Genomic DNA, 16,156 nt, shown 5'->3' with positions numbered 1-16,156 from the left:
GCCCCCCAACATAACCCCGGCGTCACCGGTCGATCGGATCCACACCCGGACGGATTCGCCACACCAGCACGTCGTCGACGCGCTCGGGCGGGCCGAGCAGTTCGGTCGCGCTCTTCTCGACCGCCGAGCGGTACAGCATCCCGTCCGGCCCGGTGATCTCGTCGGGCAGGAAGACCGCGTCGACCCCCCAGTACTGGAAGTCGGCGCGGGCCTGCGCGCGATCCCAGTTGTCGACCACCGGGACGTAGCCGTACAGCGCGGCCCGCAGGAACAGCCAGTCGGTGCGGCGGGCCGGCGCGCCGATGCGGCCCTTCTCGTCGGCTCCGCCGACATCGGGACCGAGGAAGTATCCGTCCGGGATCCGGAACTGCCGTCCCCCGCGCGCCATCGTGTACGCCTGCCAGCGCTGGCCGTCCGCGGCCACGTTGATCGCGAACGGCAGCGCGCTCAACGTCCCGCCCTCGGGCACGTACCGCTGCCAGGTGCCGTCGGCGATGAACTTCGGCTCGGGCGCGCGCTCGCTCCAGAGCAGCGGCAGTGGGAAGAGCGGGACCAGCGCGAACGCGAACGCCGCGGCGAACGGCGCGTGCGCCGGGTGCGGCACCTCGTCGCGGTCGAGCAGCCGGTCCGCGGTGAACGCGAGGATCGTGCCGAACACGCCGACCAGCACCAGCGCGAACCGGAGCGGCAGCGCGGAGTCGAACAGCGGCAGGTGCGCGAGCAACGCGTACGGAAGGGGAATGGGGGTTTCCGTCCCGAACAGATGCAACCGCGGCCCGAGCGAGAGCACCAGGAACACCCCGCCGACGACCGCCAGCGCCCGCAGCGTCGCCCGGCGGCCCGGGTCGGCCCGGCGCCAGAGCAGCACGAACGAGGCGATGACCAGCAGCATCAGCGGCAGCCCGAAGAACGAGGTCTGCTCGGTCGGGTTGGCCGCGTAGTTGGCACCCAGCCCGGCCCGAGCCGCGATCGTACGGTCGGAGAAGGAGAAGTACGCGGCCAGGTCCTCGGCGTAGTGCCGCTGGTTGAAGCCGGTGCCGGCGAACGTCTGCGGCCCGGAGAAGTGCATGTGCAGCGGATAGGCGAGCAGCGCACCGGCCACCAGCGCGGTCACCCCGAGCCCTTTGAGCACGGTAGGCAGCGCGGCGCGCGCCTCGGCCCGGGTGGCCCGGGACAGCGACCAGACGACGAGGAACACGCCGCCGGCCAGCGCGGTGAAGAACAGCCCCTCGGCCGCGACCGTGAACGACACGCCGAGGAGTACGCCGAGGACCGCGCCGTTACGCAGCCAGCGACCCGGCTCGCGCAGCTTGAACAGCCACCACAGCACGACCGGCGCGACCCAGCCCGCGGTCCAGTTGAGGTGCGCGTTGGCGTGCGCGACGAAGCCGGGCGCGAACCCGCAGAACAGCCCGGCGACGGCGGCCGCAAGCCGGTTGCGGGTCACCCACCGGTCGAAGAACAGGTACCAGGCGAAGGCCGAGCCGGCCATGTTCAGCGTCAGCACCGTCGCGAAGGTGACCTGCGGGCCGGCCAGGATCGTCAGGGGGGCGAACAGGATCGCGTACGCGGTGATCGAGGTGTTGGCGGCGAGGTTGACGCCGTTCGGCGCGTTCATCACGGTGGCGAAGAACGGGTCGCCGCCGTCGCGGAGCAGGTGCACGCCGTACGCCAGCACCCATTCGAAGAACGCCTGGTCGCCGACATTGCCCGCGATGACGTGATGGTACGGCTGCTGCCAGAGCCCTTGGACCAGGTAAACCGCCAGGGCCAGCGCAATCACGGCCACGAGCAGATGGGACCGCAGCCGCCGGACCACCGTAACGGTGTCGGGCGGGGCCGGGCGGTCCTCGGCGGCATCGGTGGCAGGCGTTGCGACGAACATCACGCGCAGGTTAGCAAGCGAAGCTGTTTCGTCTACGGGGATGTGTCGACGGCGACCCGAACCGCGGCGTCTATGTCCGGGTACGACCAGTGAAAACCCGCTTTTTCCAGTACGGCGGGGACCGCGCGCACACTCACCCGCAGCTCCTCGGCGAGCCCGCCGAGCGCCACGTCGAGCGCGACGCCCGGCACGGTCAGCATCGCCGGCCGGTGCAGCGCCCGGGCCAGTGCCCGGGTGAACTCCGCGTTCGTGCACGACGCCGGCCCGGTCATGTTCACCGGGCCGGCCACGTCCTCGCGGTCCAGCAGGAACTCGACCGCCCCGAGCCAGTCGGCCGGCGCCATCCAGGCCATCCACTGCCGGCCGCTGCCGAGCTTGGCGCCCAGGCCCAGCCGGAACGGGATCAGCAGCGGCTTGAGCAGGCCGCCGGTCGCGTCGATCAGCGGCGCGGTACGCAACAGCAGCACCCGGGTGCCGGCGTCCTCGGCGGGCCGGGCCGCGGCCTCCCAGACCCGGCACAGGTCGGCCAGGAAGGTCTGCCCGGCCGGTCCCGCCTCGGTGGTCGGCCGGTCCCCGGTGTCGCCGTACGCGCTGATCCCGGACGCCTGCACCATCGTGCCCGGCCGGTCGGCGGGCGGCAGTTGCTTGATCGCGTCGGCCAGCGTGGCGGTGGTGTCGACCCGGCTCGACCGCAGCACCCCGCGATAGTGCGCGGTCCAGCGATGCGTCCCGATGTTCGCGCCGGCCATGTTGATCACCACGTCGGCGGCGGCCACCACGGCCGGGTCGATCTGGCCCTGCGACGGCCGCCAGGGCGACTCGTCGGCGGTCCGGGCCGGCCGCCTGACCAGCCGGGTGATCTCGTGTCCGGCCTCGGCGAGCCGGTCGCCCAGCCGCGTGCCGAGGAAGCCGGAGGCGCCGGCCATCAGGATCCGCATCTCACCATGATGCCCATCCGTGAACCCGTCCGAAACCGAAGTGGGGTGTGCCGGATCGGATCAATCCGGCACACCCCCTTTCGTCCGCTTAGCAGCCGCGTCCGTTCGCTTAGCAGCCGCGTTCGTCCGCTTGCCAGCCGCGTCCGTCCCGCTTACAGGCCGAGCTCGGCCTCGAACTGGCCGCCCTCCAGGCGCTCCTTGACGGTGACCAGGAAGCGGGCCGCGTCGGCGCCGTCCACGATCCGGTGGTCGTAGCTGAGCGCCAGGTAAACCATCGAGCGCGGCGCGATGATCTCGCCGAGGTCGGGGTCGCTGAGCACCACGGCCCGCTTGACCACCGCGCCGGTGCCGAGGATGCCGACCTGCGGCTGGTTGATGATCGGAGTGTCGAACAGCGCGCCCCGGCTGCCGGTGTTGGTCAGCGTGAACGTGCCGCCGGACAGCTCGTCCGGGCCGATCTTGTTGTTCCGGGTGCGGTCGGCCACGTCGGCGATCCGCTTGGCCAGGCCGGCCAGGTTGAGGTCGCCGGCGTCGCGGATCACCGGGACGATCAGGCCGCGCGGTGTGTCCACCGCGATGCCCAGGTGCTCGCCGTCGTGGTAGGTGACCGTGTTGGCCTCGAGGTCGAGCGACGAGTTGACCGTCGGGTGCTGCTGCAGCGCCTCGACCGCGGCGAGGGCGAAGAACGGCATGAAGGTCAGCTTGACGCCGTGCTTGGCCTGGAAGGCGGCCTTCGCCCTGTTCCGCAGCTGGGCGATCTTGGTGACGTCCACCTCGACCACCGTGGTGAGCTGGGCCGAGACCTGCAGCGACTCGACCATGCGCCGGGCGATCGTCTGGCGCATGCGGGTCAGCTTCTCGGTGCGGCCGCGCAGCGGGCTCGGGGCCGGCTTGGCGGCCGGGGCAGCCGGGGCAGCGGCCGGCGGGGCGGCGGCCGCTGCCGGAGCCGGGGCGGCCTTGGCCTTCTCCGCGGCCTCGGCCGCGTCGAGCACGTCCTGCTTGCGGATGCGGCCGCCGACGCCGGTGCCGGTCAGGCTGGAGAGGTCCACGCCCTTCTCGGCGGCCAGCTTGCGGACCAGCGGGGTCAGGTAACCGGCGTCGCCGGCGCCGTTGGCCTTGGCGGCCTCGCGGGTCGGCGTGGCGGCCGCGGCCGGCGGCTCGGCGCTGCGCTCGGCGGCCGACGGGTCCTTGGCGGTCTCCGCCGCGGCCGAGGGCTCCGCGTACGAGTCGCCGGGCGCGAACGACGGCGCGGGCGCCGACTCGATCCGCGGCTGCGGAGCGGGCGCCTCCTGCTTCGGGGCCTCCTGCTTCGGCGCCTCCTGCTTCGGGGCCTCCTGCCGCGGGGCCTCCTGCTGCGGGGCGGGAGCGGCCTGAGGCGCGGGCGCCTGCGGGGCCGCGGAGCCGGGCGTGCCGATCACCGCGAGCACCGCGCCGACGTCGGCGGTCTCGTCCTCCTGCACCTTGATCTCGAGGACCGTGCCGGCCACCGGCGACGGGATCTCGGTGTCGACCTTGTCGGTGGAGACCTCGAGGAGCGGCTCGTCCGCCTCGATCGTCTCGCCGACCTGCTTGAGCCAGCGCGTGATGGTGCCCTCGGTGACGCTCTCGCCGAGCGCCGGCATCTTCACGTCGGTGCCCTCGCCGCCCGCGGACGGCGAGGCGTCCTGCTGCGGCGCGGCGTCCTGCTGCGGCGCGGGAGCCTCGGCCTCGACCGGCTTCTCGGTCGAGGGGGTGGTCGGCGCCGGCGGCTCCGGCTCGGCCTCGGCCTGCGGGGCGGCGGCCGGGGCGGGCGCCGCGGCGCCCGCGTCCTCCCCGTCGCCCGAGATGACCGCCAGCTCGCTGCCGACGTCGGCGGTCTCGTCCTCGCCCACGACGATGCGGGTCAGCACGCCCGCGGCCGGCGACGGGATCTCCGTGTCGACCTTGTCGGTGGAGACCTCGAGCAGCGGCTCATCGGCCTCGACCCGCTCGCCCTCCTGCTTGAGCCAGCGCGTGACGGTGCCCTCGGTGACGCTCTCACCCAGCCGCGGCATGGTGACCGATACCGGCATTCTCCGAACTCCTTAACCGCTTCGTCTTTGGTTAACGACTAGATCAGGCGTGTACGTGCAGGGGCTTGCCGGCGAGCGCCAGGAACGCCTCGCCCATCGCCTCGTTCTGCGTCGGGTGGGCGTGCACGAGCTGGGCGACCTCCTCCGGGAAGGCCTCCCAGTTGTAGATCAGCTGCGCCTCGCCGACCTGCTCGCTCATCCGCGCGCCGATCATGTGCACGCCGAGGACCGGGCCGTCGTCGAGCCGGACCAGCTTGACGAAGCCCTGGGTCTTGAGGATCTGGCTCTTGCCGTTGCCGCCGAGGTTGTAGTTGAACGTCGAGATCTTGTCGGCGCCGTACTTCTCCTTGGCCTTGGCCTCGGTCAGGCCCATCGAGGCGATCTCGGGGTCGCAGTAGGTGACCCGCGGGATGCCCGCCTCGTCGATGGCCGCCGGGCGCTTGCCGGCGATCTCCTCGGCCACGAAGATGCCCTGGGCGAAGCCGCGGTGCGCGAGCTGGAGGCCGGGGACGATGTCGCCGACGGCGTAGATGTTGCCGACGCCGGTGTGCAGCCGCTCGTTGGTGATCACGAAGCCGCGGTCGAGCGTGATGCCCTGCTCCTCGTAGCCGAGGCCCTGGGTCGTCGGGCCGCGGCCGACCGCGACCAGCAGCACCTCGGCCTCGACCGTCTCGCCGCCCTGGATGGTCGCGCGCACGCCGTTCTCGGTGTGCTCGACCTTCTCGAACGGCTTGCCGACCTTGAAGTTGATCTTCCGCTTGCGGAAGTTGCGCTCGAGCTGCTTCGAGATGTCCTCGTCCTCGGCGGCGACCAGGCGGGGCAGCGCCTCCAGGATGGTCACCTCGGCGCCGAACGACTTCCAGACGCTGGCGAACTCGACGCCGATCACGCCGCCGCCGAGCACGATCGCCGACGACGGCACGCGGTCGAGGCGAAGGGCGTGCTCGCTGGTGATGACCCGCTTGCCGTCGACCTCGAGGCCGGGCAGCGAGCGCGAGTAGGAGCCGCTGGCCAGGATGACGTTCCGGCCGGTGTAGCGCTTGCCGGCCACCTCGACCGTGTCCTTGCTGACGAGCTTGCCCTCGCCGGCCACCACGGTGATGTTCTTGTTGTGCGTGAGCAGGCCGGTGAGACCCTTGAACAGACGGGAGACAACACCGTCCTTGTACGCGTTCACCCCGGCCATGTCGATGCCGACCAGCTCGGCCTTGATGCCGAACTGCTCGCTCTCCCGGGTCTGCTCGGCGATCTCGGCCGCGTGCAGCAGCGCCTTGGTCGGGATGCAGCCGCGGTGCAGGCACGTGCCGCCCAGCTCGGCCTTGTCGATCAGCGCTACGGAGAGGTCGAGCTCAGCGGCGCGCAGAGCAGCCGCGTAGCCGCCGCTGCCGGCGCCGAGGATGACGATGTCGAAGGTTTCGCCGTTCGGCTGGCTCACGTTGACTCCAGTGGTCACATCCGTCGCCATGTGGGTCACACAAAGGAAACGGTCACAGTATGTCCAAGCCATCTTGTCACTTGTGGAAGCCATCGATGCAGCCAGGTGCCGATCGGCGTGCCCGCTCGTCGTACCCTTGCGGAAATCGAGCGTGAGGAGCGGGCAGTGGCCTGGTTTCGGCGGCGCACCGCGCCCCAGCGGGTGGCGGGTCGACCGGTCGATCGTGCCGATCTCGAGTACCTTGCGGAGTTCGTCCGCACTCGCCGGGGCGTCGAGGCATTCATCGAGCCCCGCACGACCGTGACCGAGACCACGGTGTTGCTCGTCGCACACGACGGCGAGTGGACCCGCCGCCGCATCGAGTCGCCCGAGATCGCCCGGCGTTGGGCCCACCAGCTGTCGCTGCCGATCTACGACGTCCGCCTGCTCGGCTACCCCCAGCGCATGCGCGACTACAACGCCAGGCAGAAGCGCCGGACCAGCTAGGTCAAGTCCTCCACGGCCTGGAGCAGGGTGCGGACGGGGACCCCCGTACCGCCCTTGGTCCAGTGCCCGTGCGCCTCGCCCGCGTTGTATCCGGGCCCGGCGATGTCGATGTGCGCCCATTCGACCCCGTCGGCCACGAACTCGCGCAGGAACACGCCGCCCTGCAGCATGTGCCCGGCCCGGTCCATCGCGTTGTTGGTCTGGCAGATGTCCGCGATGTCGGATTCCATGCCCTTGCGGACCTCGTCCGGCAGCGGCATCGGCCAGGCCGGCTCGCCGACCCTGTCGCCGGCCGCCCGGATCAGCTCGACCGCGTCCGCCGAGCCCATCAGCCCGGCGATCCGCTTGCCCAGCGCGACCACCTGGCCGCCGGTCAGGGTGGACACCTCGAAGACGTACTCGGCGCCGTCCGCGCAGGCCCGCGCGATCGCGTCGCCGAGCACCATGCGTCCCTCGGCGTCGGTGTTGAACACCTCGACCCGCTTGCCGTTGAACATCGTGATCACGTCGCCCGGCCGGTACGACGAGCCGGACGGCATGTTCTCCGCCATCGCGAGGTATCCGCTGACCGCCACCGGTGGCTTGAGCGCCGCGATCGCCAGCATCGCCCCGCCGATCGCGGCCGCGCCGGCCATGTCCGACTTCATCTCCCACATGCCGGCCGTCGGCTTGATGCTGATGCCGCCGGTGTCGAAGGTGATGCCCTTGCCGACCAGCGCGACCTTCTTGGGCGAGGACACCCCCTCGGGCACGTAGGTGATTTTGACCAGCCGCGGCGGCGCCTCCGAGCCCTGGCCGACCGCCACGATGCCGCCGTAGCCGGCCGACCTCAGCTCCTCCAGGCCGAGCACCTCGACCTGCAGGCCGGTGCCCTGCACGGCGGCGACCACCGCGTCGGCGAACTGCGGCGGGCGCAGCTCGTTGGGCGCCATGTTGACCCAGTCCCGGGCCAGCCGCACCGACCGGCCGACGATCTCGGCCCGGGTCACCTCGGCGCCGGCCGCCGCGTCGGCCGCGTCCGGCACGTGCACCTGCAGCGCGGCCACCGGGTCCCGGCGCCGCGGCTGCGCCTTGGTCTTGTAGCCGGCGAACCGGTAGCCGCCGAGCAGCGCGCCCTCCAGGATCGCGCGCAGCACGCCCGGCGCGTCCTGGTCGTCCGGCACCGGCAGGGCCAGCGCGACCGTCGCGCTGCCGGCCAGCGCGCGCACCGCCGCGCCGGTGCCGCGACGCAGCTTCTCCCGCTCGGGGGCGGAGCCGGACGGCTCGTCGCCGAGCCCGACCGCGACGATCAGCGGCGCCGCGATGGTGCCGAGCGTGGCCAGCTTGGTCACCTCGCCCGGGGCTCCGCTCGCGCCGAGCAGCGCCAGCGTCGAGGTGAGCTTGCCGTCGAACGCGGCGGCGATGCTCTCCGCCCCGGCAGCCGGCAGCAGGGCGCCCCCTTCGTCGGGCTGGCTGTGCAGGCCGATGACGATCGCGTCGACGACCAATTCGGCCGGGTCAGTGTCGACCAGGCTGAGGCTGGGCTGGCTCACTCGGGCACTCCGCGGGCGTTTCGGGGCCGGCGGCTTCTTGAGCTCGCCGGCTGGTCTGGTGGTCCCGGTCGCGATGGCGACGGGGGAAGGGTGTCCCCGCGACAATAACGACTTGCAAGGTCACGGGTAAGTTCACTGTCATGTCTGCCGACGCCGTCCACGACCTTTTCCGCTCTCCGCTGCACGAACGCCACCTCGCGCTCGGTGCCAAGCTCGCCGCCTTCGGCGGCTGGGAGATGCCGTTGGAGTACGCCGGCGGCGGGGTACTGCGCGAGCATGCTGCCGTACGCGAGGCGGCCGGCGTCTTCGACGTCTCGCACCTGGGCAAGGCCCGGGTCCGCGGGCAGGGTGCGGCCGCGTTCGTCAACTCCTGCCTCACCAACGACCTGGACCGCATCGGCCCCGGCAAGGCGCAGTACACGCTCTGCTGCGACGAGAGCGGTGGCGTGGTCGACGACCTGATCGCGTACCTGTTCGCCGACGACCACGTCTTCCTGATCCCGAACGCGGCCAACACCGCCGAGGTGGTCCGCCGCCTGCGGGCCGCGGCGCCGGAGGGGCTGACGGTGGAGGACGAGCACCGGAAGTTCGCGGTGCTGGCCGTGCAGGGTCCGAGCTCGGCCGACGTTCTCGGCAAGCTGGGGCTGCCCACCGACCACGACTACATGTCGTTCGCGACCGCCCGGCTCGGCGAGGCCGAGTTGATCGTCTGCCGCACCGGCTACACCGGGGAGCACGGCTACGAGCTGGTCGTGCCGTGGGACGACGCGCTCGCGGTGTGGGACGCGATCGTGGGCGCCGGCGTGCAGCCGTGCGGGCTCGGCGCGCGCGACACGCTGCGCACCGAGATGGGCTACCCGCTGCACGGCCAGGACCTCTCCCTCGACATCTCGCCGGTGCAGGCCCGTTCCGGCTGGGCGGTCGGCTGGTCCAAGCCCGCATTCTGGGGCCGCGACGCGCTGCTGGCGGAGAAGGCCGCGGGTCCGCGTCGCGTGCTGCGCGGGCTGGAACTGACCGGCCGCGGGATCCCCCGCGGTCACATGCCGGTGTACGCCGGGGACCAGGCGATCGGCGAGACCACCAGCGGCACGTTCTCGCCGACGAAGAAGGTCGGCATCGCGCTGGCTCTGATCGACACCGCGGCCGGCATCGCCGACGGCGACCTGGTGCAGATCGACGTCCGGGGCCGGCGGATCGAGGCCAAGGTGGTCAAGCCGCCGTTCGTGCAGCCCTCGGTGCGGTGACCCGATGTCCGTCACGTACGAGCAACTCCGCGACTGGGTGCTGGCGTTGCCCGGCTGCCGGGAGGTGCACGTCGAGAGCTGGGGACACCCCACGCTGCGGTACGGCGACAAGATGTTCGCGGCCGGGAGCCCCGAGTCGTCGTACGCCTCGGTCAAGGCGTCCCTCGAGGAGCAGGCCGAGCTGATCGCCGGGGCGCCGGACGTCTACGAGAAGGCGGCCTACACCGGCCGATACGGCTGGGTGCGGGTCGACCTGACCCGGGCGGACCCGGCCGAACTGCGCCAGGTGGTGACCGAGGCGTGGCGGCGCACCGCGCCCAAGCGGGTCGTCAAGGAGTACGACTCAGCCCAGGGATAGGCCGACCAGGGCCACGGTGGTGGCCACCTCCACCACCGCACCCAGAACGTCGCCGGTGATGCCGCCGAAACGGCGTACGCAATGGCGCAGCAGAGCAAGCACGACGGCCAGCGACGCGACGACGGCGGCCGGACCCTGCCACCGACGGTCCGGGGTCGCCGCCGCGGCAGCGACCACCACGACGGCCGCGATGAGGGCCGCGGCCGGGCGGGGCACCGTCCCGGCGACCAGCGCGCCCAGACCCTCGGGCCGGGCCGCGGGCACGCCGCGGGCGCAGGCCACCGTGATCGCCAGCCGGCCGGCCGCCCAGGCCACGATGAGCCCCGTCGCGCCGAGGCCGGTAACGGCCGCGGTCTGGATCAGCAGGATGAGCGCGATGGCCGCCACCCCGAACGGTCCGATGTCCGGCTTTTTCATGATCTGCAGGGCGGCATCGCCGGAGCGGTAGGAGCCGAGCGCGTCGACCGTGTCGGCCAGGCCGTCCAGGTGCATGCCGCGGGTCAGCAGTGCCGCGGCCGCGATCGTCACGGCCGCCGCCACCAGCGGGGGAGTGCCGGCCGACCGCAGCGCCCAGAGCAGCGCGGCCAGAACCGCGCCCAGCACGGCGCCCACCGCGGGCGCGAGGCCCATCGCCCACGCCGCGGCCGCCCGGTCGACCCGGCCGCCCCTGACCGGCAGCACGGTCAGCGTGGTCACGGCCAGCCGGGCGCCGGCCGCGGCGTCGCTCACCCCTCGGTCGTGGCCGGGCCGGAGCCGCCCGGCTCGGGCTTGGGCTCGGCCCCCGACTTGGCCCCGGCCGCCGGCTCCGCCTCGGCCTCCGGCTCAGCCACGGCCTCCGGCTCCGCCTCGGCCTCCGGCTCCGCCTCGGCGGCGTCGATGGTGGTGGTCGGGCCGGGGCCGGCCGGCTCGGGCTCGGCGAAGTCGACGTCCTCGTCGTTCGGCACGATCAGGTCGGTGAGGCCCGCGTCGCCCGGCTCGGTGAGCAGCGCCGGATGCACCGGCGCCGCCGCGGCCAAGCCGATCGCGGTGCGCAGCAGCGGCAGGCAGGCCAGCGCGTTCGCACCCTCGCCCAGGCCGAGGCCCAGGTCCAGCACGGGGGTCAGGCCCAGCACGTCGGCGCCCTTGGCGACCAGCGTCAGGCGGCCCGCGTCCGGCAGCATGCACCAGTGCCGGGCCTGGCTGCCCAGATCGCGGGCGACCAGCGCGGCGGCGACGCCGACCGGGCCGTCCAGCAGCACCGGCAGCCGCCGGGAGGACGCCCCGAGCAGCGCGCCGACCAGGACCGCAAGGTCGGCGCCGCCCAGCTGGCGGAGGATGCCCTTGGCGCCGCGCGCCTCCTGCCGGATCCGGTGCAGCGCGTCGCGCACCGCGGCGCAGCGGGTCATCCAGGACTCGTCGTCGAAGCGGCCGCCCGGCCGGAGCACCCGCGGCAGCACCTCGACCGCCTCGGCGCCGGTGATCGACGCCGAGACCGCCGCGGCCATCGCGTCGGTGCCAACCCCGACCGAGGCGAGCAGCAGCAGGTCGCGCCCGGCGTCCGCGGCGGCCTCGGCGAGCCGCCAGCCCTGCTGCAGCGCCACCTCCAGCGCGCTCTCGCCGATCACCGGGCCGGTCTCCATCGCGCCGGAGCGGGCCACCCGCAGCACCGCGACGTCCGCGCCCGCCTGGCCGGCCAGCCGGCTCAGCACGCCTTCGCCCTGCTCGACCTCGGCGATCCGTCGCTCGACGTCGTCCGGGTCGTCGCCGGCCGCCGCGCCGCCCTCGTGGTTGCCGGCGACCAGCAGCACGCGTACCGACGCCCACGGGCGGGGGATCGTCGTGCCCTGGGTGGCCGCCGCGAACTCGACCGCCTCGACCAGGTCGCCGAGGCCGGCGCCGGCGAAGTCGACGTCCATCAGGCGGTCGCGGGCGTCCGGGCCGGCCTCGCCGTCGGGCAGCGGCAGGTCGAGGCCCGCCTCGAAGTCCACCCCGCGGCCGATCACCGGCAGCAACTGGGTCTGCTCGTCGAGCACCGTCGCCCCGGCGTCCGTCGGGGCCGCCACGGTCTCGGCGGCGGCCGGCTCGACGACCTGGGGCGTGAAGGGGATCTCGATGTCGTCGAGGTCCTCGGTGATGCCGACGACCGCCGCGCCGCCGCCGCCGGCCGCGATGGCTTCGATGCCTGCATCTTCGGACAAGTACGATTCTTCGGTTTTCAGCCAGATGTGCTGGCCGGCCACGACCAGCGCGACCCGGTCGCACGCCTCGGCGAGCGCCTGGTTCGCCGCGCCCAGCGCGTCGGCGAACGCCCGCCCGATCGGCGTGGTCGGCACCAGGGCCAGCCCGACCTCGGGGCTGACCAGCACGACCCGGGCCGGGCAGCCGCGCACCGCGTGGGCCAGCGCGGCGACGTCGGCCTCGTCGTCGTTGGGCTGGCGGGCCGGGTCGAGCAGCGCCGTCACCCAGCCGCCGAGATCGTCGACGAGCAGCGTGTCGTCCGGTTTCGCCTCGGTGAGCAGGGCGGTCAGCCGGGCCGGATCGGCACCGGTCTCCTCGGTCGACCAGGACTGCGGGCGGCGTCGCTGATGCGCCTCGATCCGAGCGAGCCACTCCGGATCGTTTTCCCCACCCGGGGCGGTGGCCACGTAGCGCACCGTGGGCGCGTCCGCGACCAGGGCCTCGGCGAACGCTGACTTGCCGGAGCGGATGCCGCCGAGCACCAGGGCGGTGTTCCACCGATCATCGGACATGCTCCGTACCTTAAGGCCGGACCGCACAGGCCGACGCCGTAGGGTGGAGACGCACGAGCCCAGACGTGAGGGGGAGCGGCGGATGCCGTGGAGTTGGCGGTACGAGAACGGCGACGGTGAGCCGGTCTCCGGCCCGGGTGAGACGTTCAGCAGCCAGTCGGACGCCGAGTCGTGGATCGGCCAGGAGTGGCGGGAGCTCGCCGACGCCGGGGTCGCCCAGGTCGTCCTGGTCGAGGACGATCGGGTCGACTACCGGATGAGCCTGCTGCCGGCGGACTGACAAGTGACCTACGAGCCGGTTTACACGCGTACCCCGCGCAACGCGTTCGTCCCGAGCCCGGTCTTCGTCGGGATCGTCGCGGTCTTCGTCGTCAGCGGCGTGATGACCTGGACGCACTTCGGCAACGTCCGGGTGGACGTCTTCCTGTTCATCGTGACCGGCTGGCTGGTGTCGCTCTGCCTGCACGAGTACGCACACGCCGTGGTCGGCTTCTTCGCCGGCGACCGGAGCGTGGCCGACCGTGGCTACCTGCGGCTCAACCCGCTGAAATACACCAACCCGCTGCTGTCGATCGTGCTTCCGGTGGTCGTGGTGGTGCTCGGCGGCATCGGCCTGCCCGGCGGCGCGGTCTGGATCGACCACCAGTACATCAACCACCGGGCCAAGCATTCGCTGATCAGCGCGGCCGGTCCGCTCACCAACGTGATCCTCGCGCTGGCGGTGGCGGTGCCGTTCCTGGCCGGCTTCGGCGGAGTCGAGCTGTACCGGACGCCGACCGGTGAGGTGGGCCTGTCCGGCGCGCATCCCGAGTTCTGGTGCGCGCTGGCCGCCCTCGGGTTCCTGCAGATCACCGCGAGCGCGCTCAACTTCCTGCCGATTCCCGGTCTCGACGGCGGCAGCATCCTGCTGCCCTGGATGAGCCCCGCCTACCAGCGCGCCTGGGGACTGTTCGCCCCGTACGGCTTCATCATGCTCTTCCTGATCCTGTGGCAGACGAAGATCGGTATCTGGTTCACGGATGCGATGTTCTGGATCGCCGACCGGCTCCACATCGACGATATAGCCATCCAGGTCGGACTGGAGCTGATGCGCTTCTGGAAGGGGGGTTAGTTATCCCCCCGTTCCAGAAGCGGCCAGGTCAGGGGCGTTTCGCCGGGGAAACGGTCTTTGCCGGGTCGCGCTCGACGACCGGGTCGAGCGCGGCGTCCACCGCCTTCATCAGGTCGGCCTCCAGGCGTACGCCCGAGGCCTTGACGTTGTCCCGGACCTGCTCGGGCCGCGAGGCCCCGATGATCGCGGCCGACACGTTCGAGTTTTGCAGCACCCACGCCACCGCGAGCTGCGCCATCGACAGGCCGGCCTGCTCGGCCAGCGGCTTCAGCGCGGCCACCGCGGTCAGCACGTCGTCGCCGAGCAGGCGCGAGATGAAGTTCGCCCCGCTCTTCTCGTCCGTCGCCCGCGACCCCTCCGGCGGCTGCTGACCCACCGAATACTTGCCGGTGAGCACGCCCTGCGCGATCGGCGAGAAGACCACCTGGCCGATGCCCAGCTCGATCGAGGTGGGCACCACCTCGGCCTCGATGACCCGCCAGAGTGCCGAGTACTGCGGCTGGTTGGAGACGAACGGGATCTTCAGGTCCTGCGCCATCTCCCAGCCGGCCCGCAGCTGGGTGGCGGACCACTCGGACACGCCGATGTACAGCGCCTTGCCCTGGCGTACCACGTCGGCGAACGCCTGCATGGTCTCCTCGAGCGGCGTCGAGTAGTCGTAGCGGTGGGCCTGGTAGACATCCACGTAGTCGGTCTGCAGCCGGCGCAGCGAACCGTCGATCGACTCCAGGATGTGCTTGCGGGACAGGCTGCGGTCGTTCGGGCCGGGCCCGATCGGCCAGTAGACCTTGGTGAGGATCTCCAGCCCCGCGCGGCGCTCCCCCTTCAGCGCGCGGCCCAGCACCTCCTCGGCGCGGCCCCCGGCGTACACGTCGGCGGTGTCGAAGGTGGTGATGCCCTCGTCGAGAGCGGCGCGCACGCAGGCGACTGCCGCCTCCTCCTCGACCTGGGAACCGTGGGTGATCCAGTTGCCGTAGGCGATCTCGCTGATGAGTAGACCGGAACGGCCGAGATGACGGAACTCCATGCCGGTGACTCTACTTAGAGAACCGGGCGCTCATCGGCCAGCAGACGATCGATCTGTTCCAGCACTTCCGCCTGCTCCCGATACTTCCGCTCGACCAGCGGCTCGCCGTTGCGGTCCAGCGCGCCCCACAGCCCGAACCGGTCGGCGACCAGGAACGCCGACGGGTGGATCACGATCGCCGCGTGCTCGGCCGGCACGACCAGCTGCCCGGCCCGATCCACCACGCCGAAGATCTCCCCGGCGTCGACCACGGCCAGCCCCTCGTCGGTGAAGCCCTCGATCGGCCCGCCGGACACCAGCGGCGTCACGAACGACCGGTACCGCGGCTGCACCAGGAGACGCCCGTGCCGGTCGATCACACCCCAGCCGCCCCGCTTGACCAGCGCGAGCCCGTGATGGAACGCCTTCGCGTCGTCGAAGCCACCCGGAATGATCAGCCGGTTCTGCCGGTCGATCGCGTACCAGCCGCCCGCCTCGTCCCGGGACACCCAGGCGAGCCCTTCGGCGAACCGCTCGGCCGCGAGATAGCCGGTCGACGCGTCGATCACCGTCTCGCCGGACCGGTCGATCAGCTCCCAGGCCGCCGACTCGGGCCGGCGTACCCAGGCGAGGCCGTCCGCGAACGGCTGCGCCTGCGCGTACCGCGGCGGCACCGCGCCCACATAGCCCCACAGACCGGACCGCTCGTCCCGGATCGGCCGCGGCGGCTCGGTGCGCCCGAGGATCTCGTCCGCGGTCCGCGGGTACGGCCCCCAGTCGCCGCCCTTCGTGCGCCGGGTGATCGTGTCGAGCGCCGCCTCGATCCGCTCCACCAGCTCCGGGTCGGCGCCCTTGCGCAGGTCGAGCGAGGTCTCGAAGTGGTTCATCGCCTCCAGGTAGCGCCCCTGATCGAACGCCGACCGCCCGGCCAGCTCGTGGATCTCGGCGCGCAGCCGGGACGGCAGCTCCGGGGAGGCGGCCTCGGCGTAGAGCCGGTCGGCCTCGGCGTACTCGCCGCGCCACTGCAGCACATGGGCGAGCCGCGCCCGCACCGTGGTGGTCAGCCGCAGCTCGCCGACCGACCGGGCATGCGTCAACGCGGACCGGGCGTCCTCCAGGGCGGCGTCCAGGTCCTCCACCAGGCGCTCGGCCACCGCGCGCAGGCTCAGCAGGCGGGCGCGGACGGCGTCGCGCTCGGCGTACTCCAGCTTGTCGGTCAGCCGATCGATGACCACCCACATCTGGTCCGGGTCGTCGATCCGCTCGCGCAGCGTCTCGGTGTCGAAGCCCCACGGGTAGTTGGCGAGGACCTGCTCCGGATCGGCCCGCCGATTGCCGGCTGCGCCGGCGGTTTCCCCACGCTGGCGAATAACCTTCCGCG

General features: G+C 72.5%; 14 protein-coding genes. 5 read left to right on the top strand and 9 right to left on the bottom strand.

The window, feature by feature from the left end:
* Positions 1-22: 22 nt before the first annotated feature.
* The 4 genes from ODJ79_RS18580 to lpdA form a co-directional block, all read right to left on the bottom strand.
* Positions 23-1,885 (bottom strand): DUF2079 domain-containing protein, encoded by a 1,863-nt coding sequence (locus tag ODJ79_RS18580; RefSeq protein WP_263024741.1) that lies wholly within the window; start codon positions 1,883-1,885, stop codon positions 23-25.
* A gap of 32 nt (positions 1,886-1,917) precedes the next feature.
* Positions 1,918-2,823 (bottom strand): TIGR01777 family oxidoreductase, encoded by a 906-nt coding sequence (locus ODJ79_RS18575; RefSeq protein ID WP_263024740.1) that lies wholly within the window; start codon positions 2,821-2,823, stop codon positions 1,918-1,920.
* Positions 2,824-2,975: 152 nt separating this feature from the next.
* The gene (gene sucB, locus ODJ79_RS18570) at positions 2,976-4,874 is read right to left on the bottom strand and encodes a 2-oxoglutarate dehydrogenase, E2 component, dihydrolipoamide succinyltransferase (protein ID WP_263024739.1); all 1,899 of its coding nucleotides are present in this window, start codon (positions 4,872-4,874) and stop codon (positions 2,976-2,978) included.
* Positions 4,875-4,917: 43 nt separating this feature from the next.
* The gene (lpdA, locus tag ODJ79_RS18565; protein ID WP_263024738.1) at positions 4,918-6,339 is read right to left on the bottom strand and encodes a dihydrolipoyl dehydrogenase; all 1,422 of its coding nucleotides are present in this window, start codon (positions 6,337-6,339) and stop codon (positions 4,918-4,920) included.
* Between the two features lie 135 nt (positions 6,340-6,474).
* Here lpdA and ODJ79_RS18560 point away from each other — a divergent pair, with 135 nt between their 5' ends.
* Positions 6,475-6,795: a hypothetical protein gene (locus tag ODJ79_RS18560; RefSeq protein ID WP_263024737.1), complete on the top strand. Its 321-nt coding sequence runs from the start codon at positions 6,475-6,477 to the stop codon at positions 6,793-6,795.
* Here the strand turns inward: ODJ79_RS18560 and ODJ79_RS18555 are convergent.
* A complete protein-coding gene (locus tag ODJ79_RS18555) occupies positions 6,792-8,327 on the bottom strand; it encodes a leucyl aminopeptidase (protein WP_263024736.1) in 1,536 nt (511 codons plus the stop codon). The genes ODJ79_RS18560 and ODJ79_RS18555 overlap by 4 nt on opposite strands.
* A gap of 140 nt (positions 8,328-8,467) precedes the next feature.
* On the opposite strand from ODJ79_RS18555, the gene gcvT reads away from it, so the two are divergent.
* Entirely contained in the window at positions 8,468-9,571 is a 1,104-nt protein-coding gene (gene gcvT / locus ODJ79_RS18550; protein WP_263024735.1) for a glycine cleavage system aminomethyltransferase GcvT, read from the top strand.
* Between the two features lie 4 nt (positions 9,572-9,575).
* On the top strand, positions 9,576-9,929 hold the full coding sequence (locus tag ODJ79_RS18545; protein WP_263024734.1) for an MmcQ/YjbR family DNA-binding protein: 354 nt from the start codon (positions 9,576-9,578) through the stop codon (positions 9,927-9,929).
* On the opposite strand, the gene ODJ79_RS18540 is transcribed toward ODJ79_RS18545, so the two are convergent.
* Entirely contained in the window at positions 9,915-10,658 is a 744-nt protein-coding gene (locus tag ODJ79_RS18540) for an adenosylcobinamide-GDP ribazoletransferase (RefSeq protein ID WP_263024733.1), read from the bottom strand. The two genes, ODJ79_RS18545 and ODJ79_RS18540, sit on opposite strands and share 15 nt — an antisense overlap.
* Complete coding sequence (locus ODJ79_RS18535; protein WP_263024732.1) at positions 10,655-12,658, bottom strand: bifunctional adenosylcobinamide kinase/adenosylcobinamide-phosphate guanylyltransferase; 2,004 nt, start codon at positions 12,656-12,658, stop codon at positions 10,655-10,657. The genes ODJ79_RS18540 and ODJ79_RS18535 overlap by 4 nt, the downstream gene beginning before the upstream one ends.
* Before the next feature lie 82 nt (positions 12,659-12,740).
* On the opposite strand from ODJ79_RS18535, the gene ODJ79_RS18530 reads away from it, so the two are divergent.
* Both ODJ79_RS18530 and ODJ79_RS18525 read left to right on the top strand, forming a co-directional pair.
* A complete protein-coding gene (locus ODJ79_RS18530) occupies positions 12,741-12,938 on the top strand; it encodes a hypothetical protein (protein WP_263024731.1) in 198 nt (65 codons plus the stop codon).
* A gap of 3 nt (positions 12,939-12,941) precedes the next feature.
* Positions 12,942-13,769 (top strand): site-2 protease family protein, encoded by an 828-nt coding sequence (locus tag ODJ79_RS18525; protein ID WP_263024730.1) that lies wholly within the window; start codon positions 12,942-12,944, stop codon positions 13,767-13,769.
* A gap of 28 nt (positions 13,770-13,797) precedes the next feature.
* On the opposite strand, the gene ODJ79_RS18520 is transcribed toward ODJ79_RS18525, so the two are convergent.
* Positions 13,798-14,796, bottom strand: a complete 999-nt coding sequence (locus tag ODJ79_RS18520; RefSeq protein ID WP_263024729.1) for an aldo/keto reductase family protein — start codon at positions 14,794-14,796, stop codon at positions 13,798-13,800.
* 14 nt (positions 14,797-14,810) lie between these two features.
* Positions 14,811-15,662: a WG repeat-containing protein gene (locus ODJ79_RS47185; protein WP_411267346.1), complete on the bottom strand. Its 852-nt coding sequence runs from the start codon at positions 15,660-15,662 to the stop codon at positions 14,811-14,813.
* Positions 15,663-16,156 lie beyond the last annotated feature (494 nt).

This window comes from Actinoplanes sp. KI2 (assembly GCF_025630775.1).
Classification (GTDB): Bacteria; Actinomycetota; Actinomycetes; order Mycobacteriales; family Micromonosporaceae; genus Actinoplanes.
Note: the sequence above shows the minus strand (reverse complement) of the source record. Positions and strands in the feature narration are given on the sequence as shown.